At 61.9% G+C, this 17,079-nt stretch carries 16 protein-coding genes; 9 read left to right on the top strand and 7 right to left on the bottom strand.

Features of this window, described 5'->3' with window-relative positions; all coding sequences use genetic code 11:
* Positions 1 to 8 precede the first annotated feature (8 nt).
* A complete protein-coding gene (gene secB / locus C7I85_RS07400; protein ID WP_106723323.1) occupies positions 9 to 509 on the top strand; it encodes a protein-export chaperone SecB in 501 nt (166 codons plus the stop codon).
* A gap of 127 nt (positions 510 to 636) precedes the next feature.
* On the opposite strand, the gene dnaQ is transcribed toward secB, so the two are convergent.
* The 5 genes from dnaQ to C7I85_RS07375 all read right to left on the bottom strand — a co-directional run bounded on the left by dnaQ (position 637) and on the right by C7I85_RS07375 (position 4,511).
* Positions 637 to 1,383, bottom strand: coding sequence for a DNA polymerase III subunit epsilon (gene dnaQ / locus C7I85_RS07395; RefSeq protein WP_106723584.1), 747 nt, complete (start codon positions 1,381 to 1,383; stop codon positions 637 to 639).
* Positions 1,384 to 1,542: 159 nt separating this feature from the next.
* Positions 1,543 to 2,133, bottom strand: a complete 591-nt coding sequence (coaE, locus tag C7I85_RS07390; RefSeq protein WP_106723322.1) for a dephospho-CoA kinase — start codon at positions 2,131 to 2,133, stop codon at positions 1,543 to 1,545.
* Positions 2,130 to 2,972: a shikimate dehydrogenase gene (locus C7I85_RS07385; protein WP_106723321.1), complete on the bottom strand. Its 843-nt coding sequence runs from the start codon at positions 2,970 to 2,972 to the stop codon at positions 2,130 to 2,132. Before C7I85_RS07385 ends, coaE begins: the two co-directional genes overlap by 4 nt.
* Complete coding sequence (locus C7I85_RS07380) at positions 2,965 to 3,561, bottom strand: Maf-like protein (protein ID WP_106723320.1); 597 nt, start codon at positions 3,559 to 3,561, stop codon at positions 2,965 to 2,967. The genes C7I85_RS07385 and C7I85_RS07380 overlap by 8 nt, the downstream gene beginning before the upstream one ends.
* Positions 3,562 to 3,689: 128 nt before the next feature.
* The gene (locus C7I85_RS07375; RefSeq protein ID WP_106723319.1) at positions 3,690 to 4,511 is read right to left on the bottom strand and encodes a pyruvate, water dikinase regulatory protein; all 822 of its coding nucleotides are present in this window, start codon (positions 4,509 to 4,511) and stop codon (positions 3,690 to 3,692) included.
* Between the two features lie 399 nt (positions 4,512 to 4,910).
* Between C7I85_RS07375 and hemE the strand changes: the two genes are divergently transcribed.
* The 3 genes from hemE (at position 4,911) to rho (ending at position 7,948) form a co-directional block, all read left to right on the top strand.
* Positions 4,911 to 5,945, top strand: coding sequence for a uroporphyrinogen decarboxylase (gene hemE, locus C7I85_RS07370; protein WP_106723318.1), 1,035 nt, complete (start codon positions 4,911 to 4,913; stop codon positions 5,943 to 5,945).
* Complete coding sequence (gene hemJ / locus C7I85_RS07365; protein ID WP_106723317.1) at positions 5,942 to 6,484, top strand: protoporphyrinogen oxidase HemJ; 543 nt, start codon at positions 5,942 to 5,944, stop codon at positions 6,482 to 6,484. Before hemE ends, hemJ begins: the two co-directional genes overlap by 4 nt.
* 198 nt (positions 6,485 to 6,682) lie before the next feature.
* Positions 6,683 to 7,948, top strand: a complete 1,266-nt coding sequence (gene rho / locus C7I85_RS07360) for a transcription termination factor Rho (RefSeq protein ID WP_106723316.1) — start codon at positions 6,683 to 6,685, stop codon at positions 7,946 to 7,948.
* Positions 7,949 to 7,970: 22 nt separating this feature from the next.
* Here the strand turns inward: rho and C7I85_RS07355 are convergent, their stop codons facing one another.
* Complete coding sequence (locus tag C7I85_RS07355; protein WP_106723315.1) at positions 7,971 to 9,989, bottom strand: thioredoxin domain-containing protein; 2,019 nt, start codon at positions 9,987 to 9,989, stop codon at positions 7,971 to 7,973.
* A gap of 61 nt (positions 9,990 to 10,050) precedes the next feature.
* Here C7I85_RS07355 and mnmE point away from each other — a divergent pair, with 61 nt between their 5' ends.
* The 5 genes from mnmE to C7I85_RS07330 all read left to right on the top strand — a co-directional run bounded on the left by mnmE (position 10,051) and on the right by C7I85_RS07330 (position 15,809).
* Positions 10,051 to 11,379, top strand: coding sequence for a tRNA uridine-5-carboxymethylaminomethyl(34) synthesis GTPase MnmE (mnmE, locus tag C7I85_RS07350; protein ID WP_106723314.1), 1,329 nt, complete (start codon positions 10,051 to 10,053; stop codon positions 11,377 to 11,379).
* Positions 11,380 to 11,559: 180 nt separating this feature from the next.
* Complete coding sequence (mnmG, locus tag C7I85_RS07345) at positions 11,560 to 13,437, top strand: tRNA uridine-5-carboxymethylaminomethyl(34) synthesis enzyme MnmG (RefSeq protein ID WP_106723583.1); 1,878 nt, start codon at positions 11,560 to 11,562, stop codon at positions 13,435 to 13,437.
* Positions 13,434 to 14,066, top strand: coding sequence for a 16S rRNA (guanine(527)-N(7))-methyltransferase RsmG (gene rsmG, locus C7I85_RS07340; RefSeq protein WP_106723313.1), 633 nt, complete (start codon positions 13,434 to 13,436; stop codon positions 14,064 to 14,066). Before mnmG ends, rsmG begins: the two co-directional genes overlap by 4 nt.
* A 40-nt stretch (positions 14,067 to 14,106) precedes the next feature.
* Positions 14,107 to 14,904, top strand: a complete 798-nt coding sequence (locus C7I85_RS07335; protein WP_181257114.1) for a ParA family protein — start codon at positions 14,107 to 14,109, stop codon at positions 14,902 to 14,904.
* Positions 14,905 to 14,933: 29 nt separating this feature from the next.
* Positions 14,934 to 15,809 (top strand): ParB/RepB/Spo0J family partition protein, encoded by an 876-nt coding sequence (locus C7I85_RS07330; protein ID WP_106723312.1) that lies wholly within the window; start codon positions 14,934 to 14,936, stop codon positions 15,807 to 15,809.
* A 165-nt stretch (positions 15,810 to 15,974) separates the two neighbouring features.
* Here the strand turns inward: C7I85_RS07330 and holA are convergent, their stop codons facing one another.
* Positions 15,975 to 17,024, bottom strand: coding sequence for a DNA polymerase III subunit delta (gene holA, locus C7I85_RS07325; protein ID WP_106723311.1), 1,050 nt, complete (start codon positions 17,022 to 17,024; stop codon positions 15,975 to 15,977).
* Positions 17,025 to 17,079: the final 55 nt, after the last annotated feature.

Here is a 17,079-nt window from a genome sequence, read left to right as displayed (position 1 = left end):
CATGGCTCATGGCCAACAACGAGAACCAGCCGGTGGGCAACGGGAACGGCAACGCCGCAGGCGTGCAGCCGTCGCTCAGCGTGCTTGCGCAGTATGTGAAGGACCTGTCGTTCGAAAGCCCCGGCGCACCGAACTCGCTGCGCGGCCGCGACAAGGCTCCCGGCATCAACATCAATGTCAACGTCAACGCCAATCCGCTCTCGGACAAGGAATTCGACGTCAACCTGACGCTGTCGGCCAAGGCTGCTTTCGACAAGGACGTGCTGTTCAACGTCGAGCTGGTCTATGGCGGCGTCTTCAAGATCGAAGGCTTCCCGCAGGAGCACATGCTGCCGCTGCTCTTCATCGAGTGCCCGCGCCTGCTGTTCCCCTTCGCGCGCCAGATCATCGCCGACGCGACCCGCAATGGCGGCTTCCCGCCGCTGATGCTCGACCCGATCGATTTCGCGCAGATGTTCCAGCAGAAGATCGCCGAAGACCAGGCTGCATCCAAGGTTCAGGTCAGCTAATCTCTGATCGCGATCACGAATTACAAAAAACCCGGCCTGGCGCCGGGTTTTTTCGTTTCTGGAACATGATCTTATCCGAAAAGTCCGCAACTTTTCGCTACGCCGACCTTCGGTTCGGGATCATGCCTCAGGCCTGAAGCTGTTCGGCCGCTTCGGCCTCGCCTGACTGGCCACCCAGGATCTTGGCCCAAATGGCCTTTTCACCGAGCCCCTCGACCAGCTTGGCATGTGCGGCGCGTTCGGCCTCGCTAATACGCGACGGCAAAAGTTCCGGGCGTTGCGCGATGGCGATTTCCACCTGCGCGCCGCCGCTCGTCTCGACTGCCCCACGTTCGTTGCCGGCCTCGAGAATGAGCGCCGCCTGCTTGCCGCCGATCAGCTCGATATAGACTTCGGCCAGCAGCTGGGAGTCGAGAAGCGCGCCGTGAAAAGTTCGGTGGCTGTTGTTGATGCCATAGCGGCGGCAGAGCGCATCGAGCGAATTCGGTCCCATCGGGTGCTTGCGCCGGGCAAGCGCCAGTGAGTCCACCACGCGGTCGGGATCCAGCGCTGGCTGGCCGAGCCGCGCCAGCTCGGCATTGATGAAGCCCATGTCGAAATTGGCGTTGTGGGCGATCAGCTTGGCACCGTCAAAGAAGTCCAGGAAGCGGTCGACGATCTCGGGGAATGTCGGCTCGTTGGCCAGCCGTTCGTTGCTGATGCCGTGCACGGCCAGCGCTTCGGGATGCACCTGCCGGCCCTGCGGATTTATGAAGACGTGGAATGTGTTGCCGGTCGGGAAACGATTGACCAGTTCCACCGCACCGATTTCGATGATGCGGTCTTCCTTGTTGTCGAGGCCTGTCGTTTCCGTATCGAAAATGATCTCGCGCAACGAATCACTCCTCGTTTGCGGCGTGTGCAGCATCATGCGCACAAGGCCGCCGCATTTTTTGCTTTCGCGACAATTTCTTCGAAAGCTGCCCCGAATGTGGGAACGCCGCCGATGATGATACCCGTTGGGGTCGCCCCGCAAGGGACATTTGGCAGCAGGTCAGAGCTTTTCCCCGACAAGGGCCGTCACGACTTCGCGCAGCGCGCGCCGTGTTTCGCTCAGTTCGCCCCCGGTGTCGATGACGAAATCAGCACGGCTGCGCTTTTCGGCATCCGGAACCTGCCGCGACAGGATGATGGCGAATTTCTCCTCGGTCATGCCGGGCCGCGACAGCACACGCTCACGCTGCACGTCTGCCGGCGCGCTCACCACCACCACCTTGTCGACGCGGTCGCGCCCGCCGGTTTCAAACAGGAGCGGTATGTCCAGAACGGCCAATGGCGCGCCGGCAGCGCGGTGGCGCGCCAGGAAGGCGTCGGCATCCGCCCGCACCAGCGGGTGGATGATCGCCTCGAGCTTCTTCAGCGCTTCGGGCTTGCCGAGCACGTAGCCGGCGAGAAGCGCCCTGTCGACGACGCCGTCGCGCACCGTTCCCGGAAATGCCGCTTCAACCAGCGGCGCCGCTACACCTGCATAGAGCCGGTGGACCGCTTCATCGGAATCATGCACCGGAACGCCTGCCTCGGCGAACATCTTCGCTGCGGTCGACTTGCCCATGCCAATCGAGCCGGTAAGCCCCAGGACGATCATGCAGTCGGCCCCAGATCGGCAACGATCATGTCGCGCAGTTCGCGCGTCACGGTCGGCTTGACGCCGAACCAGCGCTCGAAGCCTGGCACCGCCTGATGCAGCAGCATGCCGAGCCCGTCGACCGTCTTCAGCCCGCGCGCCCGGGCCGCGGCAAGCAGCGGCGTTTCGAGCGGCACATAGACGATGTCGGTGACGGTGGCGTCGTCCGGCAGGGCCGAGGGGTCCACTGGAATTTCCATATTCCCGTGCATGCCCAGCGAGGTGGTGTTGATGAGCAGGCCCGTTTCGGGCAGGAACTCGCCGCTTGCCGCCAGCGGATGCGCCGAAACGCCCTTGCCGAACTGGTCGGCGAGTGCCTCCGCTCGCTCGACCGTGCGGTTGACGATGCGGATCTGCTTGAATCCGCGTTCCTTGAGCGCGTGGATGATGGCGCGGGCCGCGCCGCCCGCGCCAAGAACCAGCGCTGTATCCGCCTTGTCCCAGTCCGGCGCCCGCTCATCCAGATTGGCTGCAAAGCCATAGGCGTCGGTGTTGCCGCCCCACAGCCTGCCGTTCTCGAACCACAGCGTATTCACCGCGCCTATAGCCTGGGCTGCCGCATCGCGCTTTTCGACCAGGCGGAAAGCCGCCTCCTTGTGCGGAATGGTGACGTTGCCGCCAGCGAAACCATCGGCGGCCAGGGCTTTCAGGAAGTCCCCAAAGGCATCGGGCGCCACATCGATGGCGGTGTAGCTGCCCTCGATGCCATACTGCTTCAGCCAGAAGCCATGAATCTTCGGCGATCGCGAATGTGCGATCGGGTGACCGCAGACGAATGCCTTCTTTGCTGTTTCAGCCATCTATGGCCCCGAGTTTGCGCAATTCCTTGAGCAGCGGCAGAAGCGGCAGCCCGACAATGGTAAAATAGTCGCCGTCGATCTTCTCGAACAGCTGGATGCCCTGCCCTTCGATCTGGTAGGCGCCGACGCTGTCGAGCGCCTTGTCGCCGACGGCGGCCAGATGCCGGCCGATGAAGCCCGGATCGAGCTTGCGTATGGTCAGCCGGGCAATCGGCACGTCGCTCCACAACACCTCACCATCGCGGACCAGCACCACCGCGCTGTTGAGCTGATGGGTCTTGCCCGACAGGTCGAGCAGATGCCGGCGCGCATCTTCCTTGTCGCGCGGCTTGTGAAAGATCCTGTCGTCGAGCGACAGCGTCTGGTCGCAGCCGATCACCAGCGCACCGGGGTATCTTTCGCTGACATTCAGCGCCTTGGCTTCGGCGAGGATCAGCGCCACCTCTTCCGGCGTCGTGCCGCTGTCTTCCAGCGGCGCCTCGACCGCGCGTTCGTCCACGTCTGCCGGCACGGCCGTGAACGGCACCCCCGCATTGGCAAGCAACGCTTTGCGAAACGGACTTCCCGACGCCAGTATGATCTTTTCCATCGCGCGACCCTCGGCTGCTTTTCCGAAACCCGCGCCTGTCCCGCGACAACACGCAAGCCCGGCATCTCCGGAACGCACAGCCTGCGCGCTATTCGCGAAAGCCGGTTCCCAGACATCCAAACGATGCGTTATCGCGTCTTGTTCCGCAGGGCAACGATGGCCGCCGCGGTTTCCTCAATGGAGCGGCGGCTGACATCGATCATCGGCCAGCTGTGGCGCGTGCAGATCTGACGCGCATAGGCGAGCTCCTCCGTGATCGTCGCGCGGTCGATGTAATTCTGCGCGTCGAAGCCCACGGTGGTGCCGAGAAGCCGGTTCTGGCGCACCTGCGAGATGCGTTCGGCCGTGGCGATCAGGCCGACGATCAGCGGCTTTTTCGCATAGGTCAGGCTTTCCGGCAGCGGCACGCCAAGAACGATGGGGATATTGGCGGTCTTGATGCCGCGATTGGCGAGATAGATGCTGGTCGGCGTCTTCGACGTGCGCGAAATGCCGATCAGCACGATGTCGGCGTCTTCGATGTCGCTCGGCAACTGGCCGTCGTCATGTTCCATGGTGAAGTTGAGCGCATCGATGCGGCGGAAATATTCGGCGTCGAGCACGTGCTGGGCGCCGACGCGGCGGCCCGCCGGCGTTCCGAGATAGGACTGAAACACCGAAAGCACCGGCTCCAGCACCGAAACATAGGGCAGGCCCAGCATGGCGCAGCGGCTGTCGATCATGCGCGCAAGGTTCTGGTCCACTACCGTGTAGAGCACGATGCCGGGCTCTTCCTCGATGTCCTCGAACACCTTCATCAGCTGCTTTTCGGTGCGGATCAGCGGGTAGATGTGCTCGATGGCGCGCGCGTCCTTGTATTGCGCGGATGCGGCGCGTCCCGCCGCGAGCAGCGTTTCGCCCGTGGCGTCCGAAATCAGGTGAAGATGGAAGAAGCTCTGGGGTTTGTTCACAAGCTGGTCCGGGGTCTGTGGTCAAATGTGGATAAGGGCGGCTTTTTCGCCCGATCGATGTCCACGACTGTATCAGATCGCGACTTGTCCACAATTCGACCCACTGTCAGTTCCGGAATCCGGCCGGGGATGAAAATGGGGATAAGGCAGACTGCCTTTCCACGACCATCTCCCGGCCTCAAATTGGGGCCCGCGCAAGCTCTTGTAATTGCTCGGCCAATTCGGATAATCCCCAGACTTGTCCAATCCACACCGGAGAAAGCGCGACAATATGCTTTCTGGTGGGCAGAGGGCCCACGGGGATAAGTGCTAATTCTCGATTCCAACAGAGTCTAAGAATCAGAAGACTCTTCTCTAAGAAATTATATTTTCAGGACGAACTGGGGAGGACGACGCTCCATGACCGCAAGACGCGCCATGCTGGATGTCCTGAAGGGCGAAACCGTCTTCCCGCCGCCGCTCTGGATGATGCGCCAGGCAGGCCGCTACCTTCCGGAGTACCGGGAAACGCGCAAGACGGCCGGAAGTTTCCTCGACCTTTGCTACAATCCCGATTTCGCCGTCGAAGTGACCTTGCAGCCGATCCGGCGCTTCGACTTCGACGCCTCGATCCTCTTCTCCGACATCCTGGTTGTGCCGCATGCGCTCGGCCGCGACCTTCGCTTCGAGGAGGGTCGTGGTCCGCTGATGACGCCTATGAGCGCCTCTGACGTCGACAGGCTCGACGGCTCGAATTTCCACCAGCACCTTGCGCCGGTCTATGAGACGGTAAGGAGGCTACGTGCCGAGCTGCCGGCCGAGACGACGCTGATCGGCTTCTGCGGCGCGCCCTGGACGCTGGCCACCTATATGATTGCCGGCCACGGCACGCCCGACCAGGCGCCGGCCCGGCTGTTCGCCTATCGCAACCCGCAGGCCATGCAGCGCCTGCTTTCGGTGCTCGTCGACCATTCGGCGCAATATCTCATCCGTCAGGTCGAGGCGGGCGCGGATGTGCTGCAGATCTTCGACTCCTGGGCCGGCGTGCTCGACGAAGCCTCATTTGAGGCCTGCTGCGTGAAGCCGGTGGCCGAGATCGTGCGCAAGGTTCACGCGGTTCATCCCAACGTGCCGATCATCGGCTTTCCGAAGGGCGCCGGCAGCCGCTACCAGAACTACCGCGCCGGCACCGGCGTGAATGGGCTTGGCCTCGACTGGACCGTGCCACTGGCGCAGGCGCGCGAACTGCAGGCCGGCGGTGCCGTTCAGGGCAATCTCGATCCGCTGCGGCTGGTGGCCGGCGGGCGGGCACTGAGCGAAGGCGTTGCCGCCATTCTGGATGTGCTCGGACAAGGGCCGCTGATCTTCAATCTCGGCCACGGCATTACCCCGGAAGCGCCGATCGAGCATGTCGAGGCGATGATCCGCCAGGTGAGGAGCTATTCGGGCAAATGAGCGCGACGAGCAACACGCCTCAGACAAGCGGCGCCAAGGCCATGCAGCGTGCCGCGGCAGCCATCGGCATCCTCGTCATACTGGCAGGACTTCTGTTCTGGTTCGCGCCCGACAATCTCTATCTCTGGGTCAAGGCGATCCATGTGATCGCCGTGATCTCCTGGATGGCCGGCATGCTCTATCTGCCGCGGCTGTTCGTCTACCACGCCGACGCCGAGAAGGGCTCGGTGCAGTCGGAAACCTTCAAGGTGATGGAGCGGCGTCTTCTGCGCGGCATCATCAATCCGGCAATGATCCTGACCTGGGTTTTCGGCCTGTGGCTGGCGTGGAAGGGATTTGCGTTCCACGGCGGTTGGCTCCATGCCAAGATTGCGCTGGTGGTGCTGATGTCGGGCGTGCACGGCTATCTTTCCGCGTCGGTCCGCCGCTTTGCGGAAGACCGCAACACCAAGCCGGCCCGTCACTGGCGGATGGTGAACGAGATTCCCACCGTTCTTATGATCCTCATCGTCATTCTGGTGGTTGTAAAACCGTTCTGACGCCTTAAATCGGTTCCATCTGGCAATGAACCCATCTCAATCGGCAAGGCAAAAAAGGCACCTTGCCCTTTGCCGCTGGGGCGGATAAAAGACAAGTCTTCCTTCCCGCCCGTGCCGCCTTCTGCTGACTGTCCGGTCGCGCACGGCGCCCCATCGCATTCGTCGATATCTTTCCAAATCCCCATTCAGAGTCCGTCCATGCAGGAAATGAAACTCCAGGAGTTCAAGAACAAGAAACCGACCGATCTCGTCGCGTTCGCCGAATCGCTGGAGGTCGAGAACGCCAGCGTCATGCGCAAGCAGGAGCTGATGTTCGCGATCCTGAAGAAGCTGGCGGCTCAGGACGTGGAGATCATCGGCGACGGTGTCGTCGAGGTGCTGCAGGACGGTTTTGGGTTCCTGCGCTCGGCCAATGCCAATTATCTTCCGGGTCCGGACGACATCTATATCTCGCCTTCGCAAATCCGCCGCTTCTCGCTGAAGACCGGCGACACGGTCGAGGGCCCGATCCGCAGTCCCAAGGAAGGCGAGCGCTATTTCGCGCTCCTCAAGGTCAACACGATCAATTTCGACGACCCGGAAAAAATCCGGCACAAAATCCACTTCGACAATCTGACGCCGCTTTATCCGAACGAGCGGCTGAAGATGGAAACCGACAATCCGACCACCAAGGATCTGTCGGCCCGCGTCATCGATCTGGTGGCGCCTCTCGGCAAGGGCCAGCGCGGCCTGATCGTGGCGCCGCCGCGCACCGGTAAGACGGTGCTGCTGCAGAACATCGCTCATTCGATCACCGCCAATCATCCCGAATGCTACCTGATCGTTCTCCTGATCGACGAGCGTCCGGAAGAAGTCACCGACATGCAGCGCTCGGTGAAGGGCGAAGTCGTGTCCTCGACCTTCGACGAGCCGGCCGCGCGCCACGTGCAGGTGGCCGAGATGGTCATCGAGAAGGCCAAGCGCCTGGTCGAGCACGGCCGCGACGTGGTCATCCTGCTCGACTCGATCACCCGCCTCGGCCGCGCCTACAACACCGTCGTGCCGTCATCCGGCAAGGTGCTGACCGGCGGTGTCGACGCCAACGCCCTGCAGCGCCCGAAGCGCTTCTTCGGCGCGGCGCGCAACATCGAGGAAGGCGGCTCGCTCACCATCATCGCCACCGCGCTGATCGACACCGGCAGCCGCATGGACGAAGTGATCTTCGAAGAGTTCAAGGGCACCGGCAACTCGGAAATCGTGCTCGACCGCAAGGTCGCCGACAAGCGCATCTTCCCGGCCATGGACATCCTCAAGTCCGGCACGCGTAAGGAAGACCTGCTGGTGCAGCGTCAGGACCTGCAGAAGATTTTTGTTCTGCGCCGCATCCTGGCGCCGATGGGCACGACCGACGCGATCGAGTTCCTCATCGACAAGCTCAAGCAGACCAAGACCAATTCGGATTTCTTCGATTCGATGAACACCTGATCGAACCGATCGAACAGCGGGCTCAGCGATGCAGAGCCCGCTCGAGTTCGGCGGGATCGGTTATCGTCGGCAAACAGCTCAGGCCGGTGCAGAGATACGCGCCGGCCTTTGTCGTTGATGGCACGACCTCGCCGGGCAAGCTCGGCAGTTCGCCATCGGCGCCAAGCGGGACAAAAATGTCGACTCGCCTCGGGTCCGGGCTTCGATTCGCTACCGGAATGAATTGCGGCGCGCTTTTATTGTCCACCATGACGAGTTTCATGGGTTCCAGCACAAGCGCGCAGGCGTTGACGATGCCGGCCTGCCCGTATTGCTGGTGGGCGGCGCGGCCGGCTGCGTGTTCGGCCACCTTCCAGGCCTTGTCCTGAAGCTCGACTGAACCGGCGACGCTTGCGAGCCGCACCATCGCTTCGATGATCTGGCTGGTCGCCGAAGGAATAGCCTCGTCGACATCGCCACGGATGCGGATGGGAACATCGGCGCTATCGGATGCGGTCAGGAAATAGCCGGTACCGTCTGCATCGGAATACCAGCGATCCAGCGCGGCAAGGAATTGCTGCCCCTGCTCTATATATGCGCCATTTCCAGTAGCCTCGAACAACGCAACCGAGGCATTTGCCATCGCCGCGTAGTCGCTGGAGAGCGCCGGATAAAGCGCGCGGCTGCCGAGAATGGAGTGCGGCAGGCGGCCTGATGCATCCTCATGCGCGACAACAAAATTGAATGCTTGTTCGGCCGCAGCAATCCACTCGGCACGGCCGAATGTGCGGCCGCACTCAGCCAGCGCCGTGATGAGCAAACCGTTCCAGTCGGCAAGCACCTTGTCGTCTCGCCCAGGACGAACGCGCTGTTCACGAACCGCAAGCAGGCGCTGTTTCATGCGCGCAGCTTCTTCCGCATGCGCAAGCTCAAAGCGGCTTTGCGACGGTGTCTGGCGAATGATCGGCTTGCCTTCCCAATTGGCTGGCGCAGCCAGCTCGAAGGTTTCGAAAAAAGCGGAAGCGTCGCCGCCTAGAGCGGCCCCGATCTCGTCTTTGTCCCAAGTGTAAAAAAGCCCCTCCTCGCCTTCGCTGTCAGCGTCGAGGCTCGAGGCGAAACCGCCGCCTTCGACCCGCATTTCGCGCAAGAGCCACGCGACTGTCTCTTCGATTCGTATCCGGAACAATTCATTTCCGGTTGCCGCAAAAGCCCAATTGGCCTGCCGCAGCAGCTGGGCATTGTCGTAAAGCATCTTTTCGAAGTGCGGCACCAGCCATTCCGCATCTGTCGAATAGCGGGCAAGACCGCCGCCGACATGGTCGTAGATGCCGCCGCGCAGCATATGCTCCAGGCTGTTGACGACGGCCTCGCGATGTTGCTCGACGCCGTTGATCAGCCAGTTGAGCCAAAGCGCCTGCATGAAAGGCGCGTTGGGAAACTTCGGTGCGCCACGTAGGCCCCCGGCTTCTTGATCGATCATGCCGTAGATGCCCTCAGCGAGGCTCTTTAGCTGAGTTCCGCTTAGCTGTGCCGACGGCTGGGCTGTTGCCAGGCGCGCCGAGACATGAGCCTGAAGCTGATCGGCGCTGTTGGTCAGGCTTTCGCGCTTTCCCTGCCAGGCCTTGTTGACTGCTTCCAGCACCTGAACGAAGCCCGGGCGCCCGTAGCGCGGCTCCTTGGGAAAATAGGTTCCGCCCCAAAACGGCTTGGCATCGGGCGTAAGGAACATGGTGAGCGGCCAGCCGCCCTGCTCTCCCATTGCTGTCAGGGCCGCCATATAGATCTGGTCGATGTCCGGCCGCTCCTCCCGATCGACCTTGATATTCACGAACAGACGGTTCATGACGGCGGCAACGTCTTCGCTTTCGAAGCTCTCATGGGCCATGACATGGCACCAATGGCAGGCGGCATAGCCGACCGAAAGCAGGATCGGCTTCTGGGTCTTTTCGGCTTCGGCCAGGGATTCCGGAGACCAGGCGCGCCAGTGCACGGGATTGTGGCTGTGCTGCCGCAGATAGGGACTGGTCTCGTCGGAAAGCAGGTTTGCAGCTGGCAGCGTCACGATCTCACAACCCATGAACACAGAAACACGAAAGCTTAGAGCGCATGAGGATGGCGGGCAAATGATATTCCAGGATTCGATCGTTGCCTTGTCCAGCGGCCGCCTGCCATCGGGCATCGCCATCATTCGCATATCAGGCCCGCAGACACGATTCGTCCTCGAAACGATCGCAGGCAAGGTCCCGGCGTCGCGTCATGCAAGCTACAGCCAGTTCCATTCGCACGACGGCGCTTTGCTCGATTCAGGCATCGCCTTGTTCTTCCCTGGCCCTGCCAGCTTCACCGGCGAGGACTCGGCGGAGCTGCATGTGCATGGCGGTCGCGCTGTCGTGCAGGCGGTCACCGAAGCGATTGTTTCACTTGATGGTCTGCGCTTGGCCGAACCGGGCGAATTCACGCGACGCGCCTTTCTCAATGGCAAGGTCGATCTGCTGGAAGCGGAATCGCTGGCGGACCTCGTCACCGCGGAAACCGAAGCGCAGCGCCGTTTTGCCGTGCTGAATGGCGAAGGCCGGCAAGGCGAGCTTTATCTGGATTGGCGCCGCCGTCTGATCCATGCTCGTGCGATGATCGAGGCCGAAATGGATTTCGCTGATGAGGCTGACATACCCGGCTCGGTTTCGGCAACCGTCTGGGCGGATGTCCGCAAGATGATCGATGAGATCCGAAGCCATGTGCGTGGCTTTCATCGCGCAGAAATCATTCGCGACGGTTTTGACGTGGTCATCCTCGGTGCACCGAATGCCGGCAAGTCGAGCTTGTTGAACACGCTTGCACGGCGGGAAGTGGCGATCGTCACCGACGAGCCTGGCACGACTCGCGATCTGGTTGAAGTCGTTCTGGACCTCGATGGGGTGAAGGTCCGCCTCACTGACACCGCAGGCATTCGCGAAGCACCGGGTAAGGTGGAAGCGATCGGCATCGGTCGGGCGCTCGATAGAGCGCGGGTGGCGGATCTTGTCCTGAACCTGGAGGACACCACCTCCCCTCAATCGATATCGGATAGTGAGGTGAAGGGAGATACGCTTCGGATCGGCACGAAGATCGACCTGCTCAATGATGGGCACAGAGGGAGCGTCAACTCCTACGACGCTCTGATATCGACAGCGACCGGCGACGGCATAGATGGCTTGCTCGAGCTCGTCACGAGCCGGGCCGTCGAAGCCGTTGGCAACATTGGCGATATATTGCCGTCGCGCCAAAGGCATATCAGCCTGCTCGCCAAGACGGTCGAGTTTCTGGAAAGCAGCCTCGGGCTTCCCGATGACCAGCTTGAGCTGCGCTCCGAAAATCTGAGACTTGCTTCGGACCGGCTTGGACGCATTTCCGGCGCCGTCGATCCGGAAGATCTCTTGGACGTCATTTTCTCGCAGTTCTGCATCGGAAAATGACTCACGTGAAACATTCGCCCGTCTGGTGACGCACGTGAAACGCACTCTCCACATGAAATGACTCACGTGAAACACGGGCATACCCGCCCTCCCTGTTTCACGTGAAACAATATTGCGCACACTCGGCTTGACTTCGGAGGCGAACGGCAACATGGAATGGCCGAACTCCGGAGCAAGCGTATGAACGGCAACTACGATGTCATCGTTGTCGGTGGCGGGCATGCAGGCTGTGAAGCGGCTAGCGCGGCAGCGCGCGTGGGCGCGCGCGCGGCGCTCGTGACGCTGCGTGCCGACACCATTGGCGTGATGTCCTGCAACCCCGCAATCGGCGGCCTCGGCAAAGGACATCTCGTTCGCGAGATCGACGCGTTTGATGGCCTCATGGGCCGTGTAGCCGATGCCGGGGGCATCCAGTTTCGTTTGCTCAATCGCAAAAAGGGTCCCGCCGTGCGCGGTCCTCGCACCCAAGCTGACCGGAAGCTCTATCGCCTAGCCATGCAGGCAGCGATTGCGGAGCAAGCAAATCTCGACGTCGTTGAAGGCGAAGTCTTCGATCTTGAGATCGAGGACGGACGTGTCGTTGCCGTCGTCCTGGCCGATGGCCGCCGCCTGCCCTGCGGGGCCGTGGTGCTCACCACCGGAACCTTCCTACGCGGTCTGATCCATATCGGCGAACGCAAATTCCCGGCGGGCCGGATGAATGAGCAGGCGTCGGTCGGGCTCTCGGCCTCGATGACTCGCGCCGGCTTCAAGCTCGGTCGCCTCAAGACCGGCACACCGCCGCGGCTCGATGGTCGCACCATCGATTGGGCCAGCCTGGATAGCCAGGCGGCAGACGAGCAGCCTGTCCCCTTCTCCTTGATGACGGACAAGATCGCCAACCCGCAGATCGATTGCGGCATCACCCGGACGACGCCGGCGAGCCATGAGCTAATCCGGCAAAATCTCGGTCGCTCGGCAATGTACTCGGGTTCGATCGAAGGCATCGGACCCCGCTACTGCCCCTCGATCGAGGACAAGATCGTCAAGTTCGGCGACCGCGAGGGCCACCAGATATTTCTGGAGCCGGAAGGGCTCGACGATCACCGCGTCTACCCCAACGGCATCTCGACCTCGTTGCCGGAAGATGTCCAGCTCGAACTGCTCAAGACAATACCTGGTCTGGAGCGCGCGACGATGCTGCAGCCGGGCTATGCGATCGAATATGACCATGTCGATCCGCGCGAATTGGAACTCACGCTGGAGACCCGTCGGGTCAGCGACCTGTTCCTAGCCGGACAAATCAATGGCACAACCGGCTATGAGGAGGCGGCGGCGCAGGGTCTTCTGGCCGGGCTGAATGCAGCGCGCAAGGCGAGTGGTGGAGACGGCATCGTGTTCAGCCGCACCGACGCCTATATCGGCGTGATGGTGGACGACCTCACCAGCCGCGGCATCACCGAGCCCTATCGCATGTTCACTTCGCGTGCCGAGTTCCGCCTGTCGCTGCGGGCAGACAATGCCGACCAGCGTCTGACGCCAAAGGCAATCGAACTTGGCATTGCCAGCAATGAGCGGGTTGCACGCTTCCGCGCTATTTCCGATCGTCTTGACCAGGCGCGCCAGATAGCAAGATCGATCGAAGTGACGCCGAACGAAGCCCGCAAGCACGGCCTGACTGTGAATATGGATGGCGTACGCCGCTCGGCCTATGACCTGCTTTCCTACCCGGATGTCGGCCTTGAGCAACTGGCTACCATCTGGCCGCAGTTCAACGAATTGGATGGGCGGACAGCGGAGGCACTTGAAATCGAAGCTCGCTACGCTGTCTATCTCGATCGCCAAAAGGCAGATGCCGCGCAGATCCGGCGTGAGGAAGAGCGGTTGATCCCGCAGGATCTAAGCTTCGATTCGGTTCCGGGTCTTTCCAACGAGCTGAAGCAGAAGCTGCGCGACAGGCGGCCGCGTTCGATCGCCGATGCGCAACGCATTGATGGAATGACGCCTGCAGCTCTGGCCATCATCGTCGCGCATGTTCGTCATGCTGAAACCACCTTGCAGCGTAAGGGTGCAGCGTGACCGCAGAGACATTTGAAGAACTCTGTGCCCTGGCCGGTCCTGTTTCACGTGAAACTTATGAGCGGTTGCGAGCCTTCGAAAGCCTGTTCGCAAAGTGGGCGGCACGCATCAACCTGTCCGCACCCTCGACGCTGAACGACATTTGGCGTCGCCATATTCTCGACAGCGCGCAGCTGGCGCGCCTCGAACCTGAGGCCAAGCGGTGGGTCGATCTCGGTTCCGGCGGCGGTTTCCCCGGGCTGGTTCTTGGCTTCCTGCTCATGGAACGCGACGGCGCGAGCATCGATCTGGTCGAAAGCAACCGGAAAAAAACGTCCTTCCTGCAGATGGTTTGCGGCGAATTCCGGCTGCCCGCCCATATTCATGCCAAGCGAATCGAGGACACTTACGAAGTGATTCGAGATGTCGAGGTGGTCACGGCGCGTGCTCTGGCACCCCTGCCCCTGCTTTTGCAGCTCTCGGCACCGTGGCTGACCTCTGGGGCGAAGGCCCTGTTCCATAAAGGACGGGATTACCGGGCCGAGGTCGAAGAAAGCTCTAAACTGTGGTCGTTCGAGCTGGTAGAACATAAGAGCTTGATCGATCCGCAGAGCATTGTTCTGGAAATTTCCAGTCTGCGTCGAGTGTAAATTGCGTTCCGTTGAACAGGATTACAACAGAAGCATGATCATGATGACCAGGCCTCGTATCATCACCGTGGCAAATCAGAAGGGTGGCGTCGGAAAGACCACCACCGCGATTAATCTGGCTACCGCGCTCGCCGCGATCGGCGAACAGGTCCTCATCGTAGACCTTGACCCGCAGGGCAATGCGAGCACCGGGCTCGGCATCGACCGGCGCGACCGCGCGGTTTCGTCCTACGACGTGCTGACCGGCGACATTACGCTCGAAGATGCCGCTGTGGCCACCGCCGTGCCAGGACTTTCGATCGTCCCATCAACGCTGGATCTTCTCGGCGTCGAAATGGAGATCGCCGGTGCACCCGATCGCGTGTTGCGCCTGCGCAATGCCGTGCGCGCTTCTTCCGAGCGGGTTGGCAAATATTCCTATGTGCTGATCGACTGCCCCCCTTCCCTCAATCTGCTGACGCTGAACTCAATGGCTGCCGCGGATTCTGTGCTGGTGCCGCTCCAGTGCGAGTTCTTCGCACTCGAAGGTCTAAGCCAGCTTCTCGAAACGGTCGAGCAGGTGCGCGGCTCGATCAATCCGGACCTGGTCATCCAGGGCATCGTGATGACGATGTATGACGGCCGCAACAACCTCGCCAACCAGGTGGTTGAGGACGTGCGGGCCCATATGGGCGAAAAGGTCTACGACACCATCATTCCGCGCAATGTGCGCGTCTCGGAAGCGCCGTCGCATGGCAAGCCGGCCATCCTCTACGATCTCAAATGCTCTGGCAGCCAGGCCTATCTGCAGCTTGCCTCCGAAGTCATTCGGCAGGAACGCAAGCTCAAGGCGGCATAGATTCGGTTGCGAAACAGTCTGGACGGGATATGAACGAAGATATTTCCAAGAAGCGGCTCGGACGTGGCCTCGCCGCGCTGATCGGCGAAATCGACAAGCCTGCGGTTGCGGCTCAGCCGGTCGTTTCCTCGGACGGACATGTGCCGATCGAGTTAGTCGCACCCAATCCGAAGAACCCGCGCCGTCATTTCGGCGATGCGGAACTGACCGATCTGGCGCAGTCCATTCGCGAGCATGGCGTCGTCCAGCCGGTCGTGGTTCGCCCTACCGCCGGGCAGGCAGGGCGCTACGAGATCATCGCCGGCGAGCGTCGCTGGCGGGCGGCGCAGCGCGCAGGTCTGGCCGAGATCCCGGTCATTGTCCGCGACGTCAACGACCGAACCGCGCTCGAACTGGCTATTATCGAAAACGTCCAGCGCACCGATCTCAACCCGGTCGAAGAAGCGCTCGGTTACCAGCAGCTGATTGATGACCACAACTATACCCAGGCCGACCTTGGCCAGGTGATCGGCAAGAGCCGCAGCTACGTCGCCAACACGCTGCGCCTGTTGAAGCTGCCTGACGTGATCCGCGATATGCTGGTTGATGGCCAGTTGTCGGCCGGCCATGCGCGCGCGCTGGTCACCGCCGCCGATCCGGTTGGGCTTGCCAAGCGCATCGTGGAGGAAGGTCTCTCCGTGCGCCAGGCGGAGATGCTGGCACAGCTGCCGCCGGAAGTGGTGCAGGAAGCCAAGGTTTCCGCTCCGGTGGAGAAGGATGCCGACACGCTGGCGCTGGAAAAGCTGCTTTCCGATGTGACCGGCATGCGGGTCGCCATCGCGCACAAGGCCAAGGGCGGTGAGCTTCGCATCGGCTACAAGACGCTCGAGCAGCTCGACGATCTGTGTCGGCGCCTCAAGGCCTGACATTCAGGTTTTGTTATCCATCTAACTTATTGATTCATATGAATCTTATTCAGGCGGGCGAGCGATCGTCCGCTTGAAGTCTTTTGGGACCAATCTAGCAGTATGGATCGGGAGTTGGCGGGTTCCGACGCTAGATGCGACGGCAGAAGGCCCGCTCCGGATTGGTCAGCGTCGCTGACGCAGTCGGGCGCTTTCGACGGCAATGCCGAGCAACGCCTGCCGGGCGATAGCCGCAGCAAGATCGGGGCGGCGCCGCGTCTGCAATACCGCATCCTGCAGCCGAGCCAGCGCACGAGCCAAGGCAGGACCCGTCCAGCGCTCTACCGCACCCTCCACGATCTTGCGGCGCGAGAAAAAGACCGGCGGGCGGGCGGCGGCAACGATCGCGGCGGCGTTTCGGGTACCGCCGTTCTCCATCGCGCCGCGCATGAGCTGGATTGCCTGGAACTGCCGCATCGCCGCTGCCAGCATCAGGAATGGCTGGGCGCCGGTCTGCGTGTGACGGGTGAAGACGGTGTCGAAGGCCTCGATCTTGCCCTCGAGCACGGCGTCGATGGCGTCGTCGAAGGAAATGCCGGACACGTCGCCGATCATCGCCTTCACGTCCTCGAGGTCGATCTGGCTCTTTCCCATGGCATAGACCACGAGTTTCTGGATTTCGCCGCGCGAGGCGAGCCGGTCGCCGCCGAGATTCTTGCGCAGGGCCTGGCGCGCTTCCATCGTCAGCGACATGCCGGCCTTTTGCATTTCCTCGTCGATCACTTGGTCGATGCTGCGCGCTTCGTCGGCGTAGCAGGGCAGCGCCATGCCCCAGTCGCAGCCTTCGACCACCGTGCGCAGGGCCGCACCCTTTTTCAGGTCGCCGGCCTCGATCAGCACGATGGCGTCGCGCGGGGGTTCCTTGGAAAGCACTTTCACGTCGTCGGCGAGCCCCTTTTGGCCGGCGGCGTTGCGCACCCAGAGCAGGCGGCGGCTCGAAAACATCGGCACGGTATGCGCCTCGTCGAGCAGGCGTCCGCTCTCCTTCTCCACCTCCGAACCTTCGAGGCGCACCACGGTGAAGGGATCGTCCAGCGGCAGCCCGGTCTTTTCGGCGAAGGCACGAGCGCGTTCGGCCACCAGGCCGCGGTCCGGCCCGTAGATCAGGACGATGACGGCCCTGGGATCGGGCCGCGCCAGCCAGGAATCGACTTCGTGCGCTTTCTTCTGTGCCATGGCTCTCGGTTAGCACGCCCGCGCGCGCGGACAAAACGCAAAGCTTCGAGAGCTC

Source organism: Pseudaminobacter soli (ex Li et al. 2025), assembly GCF_003012705.1.
GTDB classification, from domain to species: domain Bacteria; phylum Pseudomonadota; class Alphaproteobacteria; order Rhizobiales; family Rhizobiaceae; genus Pseudaminobacter; species Pseudaminobacter soli.
The sequence above is the reverse complement of the archived record's forward strand: the minus strand, read 5'-3'. Positions and strand labels throughout refer to the sequence as shown.

What these genes read in the sequence shown, in the direction of transcription:
- secB (WP_106723323.1), top strand. Translation starts at nt 9, where the DNA reads ATGGCCAACAACGAGAACCAGCCGGTGGGCAACGGGAACGGCAACGCC.
- coaE (WP_106723322.1), bottom strand. Translation starts at nt 2,133, where the DNA reads ATGATCGTCCTGGGGCTTACCGGCTCGATTGGCATGGGCAAGTCGACC.
- C7I85_RS07385 (WP_106723321.1), bottom strand. Translation starts at nt 2,972, where the DNA reads ATGGCTGAAACAGCAAAGAAGGCATTCGTCTGCGGTCACCCGATCGCA.
- C7I85_RS07380 (WP_106723320.1), bottom strand. Translation starts at nt 3,561, where the DNA reads ATGGAAAAGATCATACTGGCGTCGGGAAGTCCGTTTCGCAAAGCGTTG.
- hemE (WP_106723318.1), top strand. Translation starts at nt 4,911, where the DNA reads ATGACCGCAAGACGCGCCATGCTGGATGTCCTGAAGGGCGAAACCGTC.
- hemJ (WP_106723317.1), top strand. Translation starts at nt 5,942, where the DNA reads ATGAGCGCGACGAGCAACACGCCTCAGACAAGCGGCGCCAAGGCCATG.
- rho (WP_106723316.1), top strand. Translation starts at nt 6,683, where the DNA reads ATGCAGGAAATGAAACTCCAGGAGTTCAAGAACAAGAAACCGACCGAT.
- mnmE (WP_106723314.1), top strand. Translation starts at nt 10,051, where the DNA reads ATGATATTCCAGGATTCGATCGTTGCCTTGTCCAGCGGCCGCCTGCCA.
- mnmG (WP_106723583.1), top strand. Translation starts at nt 11,560, where the DNA reads ATGAACGGCAACTACGATGTCATCGTTGTCGGTGGCGGGCATGCAGGC.
- C7I85_RS07335 (WP_181257114.1), top strand. Translation starts at nt 14,107, where the DNA reads ATGATGACCAGGCCTCGTATCATCACCGTGGCAAATCAGAAGGGTGGC.
- C7I85_RS07330 (WP_106723312.1), top strand. Translation starts at nt 14,934, where the DNA reads ATGAACGAAGATATTTCCAAGAAGCGGCTCGGACGTGGCCTCGCCGCG.
- holA (WP_106723311.1), bottom strand. Translation starts at nt 17,024, where the DNA reads ATGGCACAGAAGAAAGCGCACGAAGTCGATTCCTGGCTGGCGCGGCCC.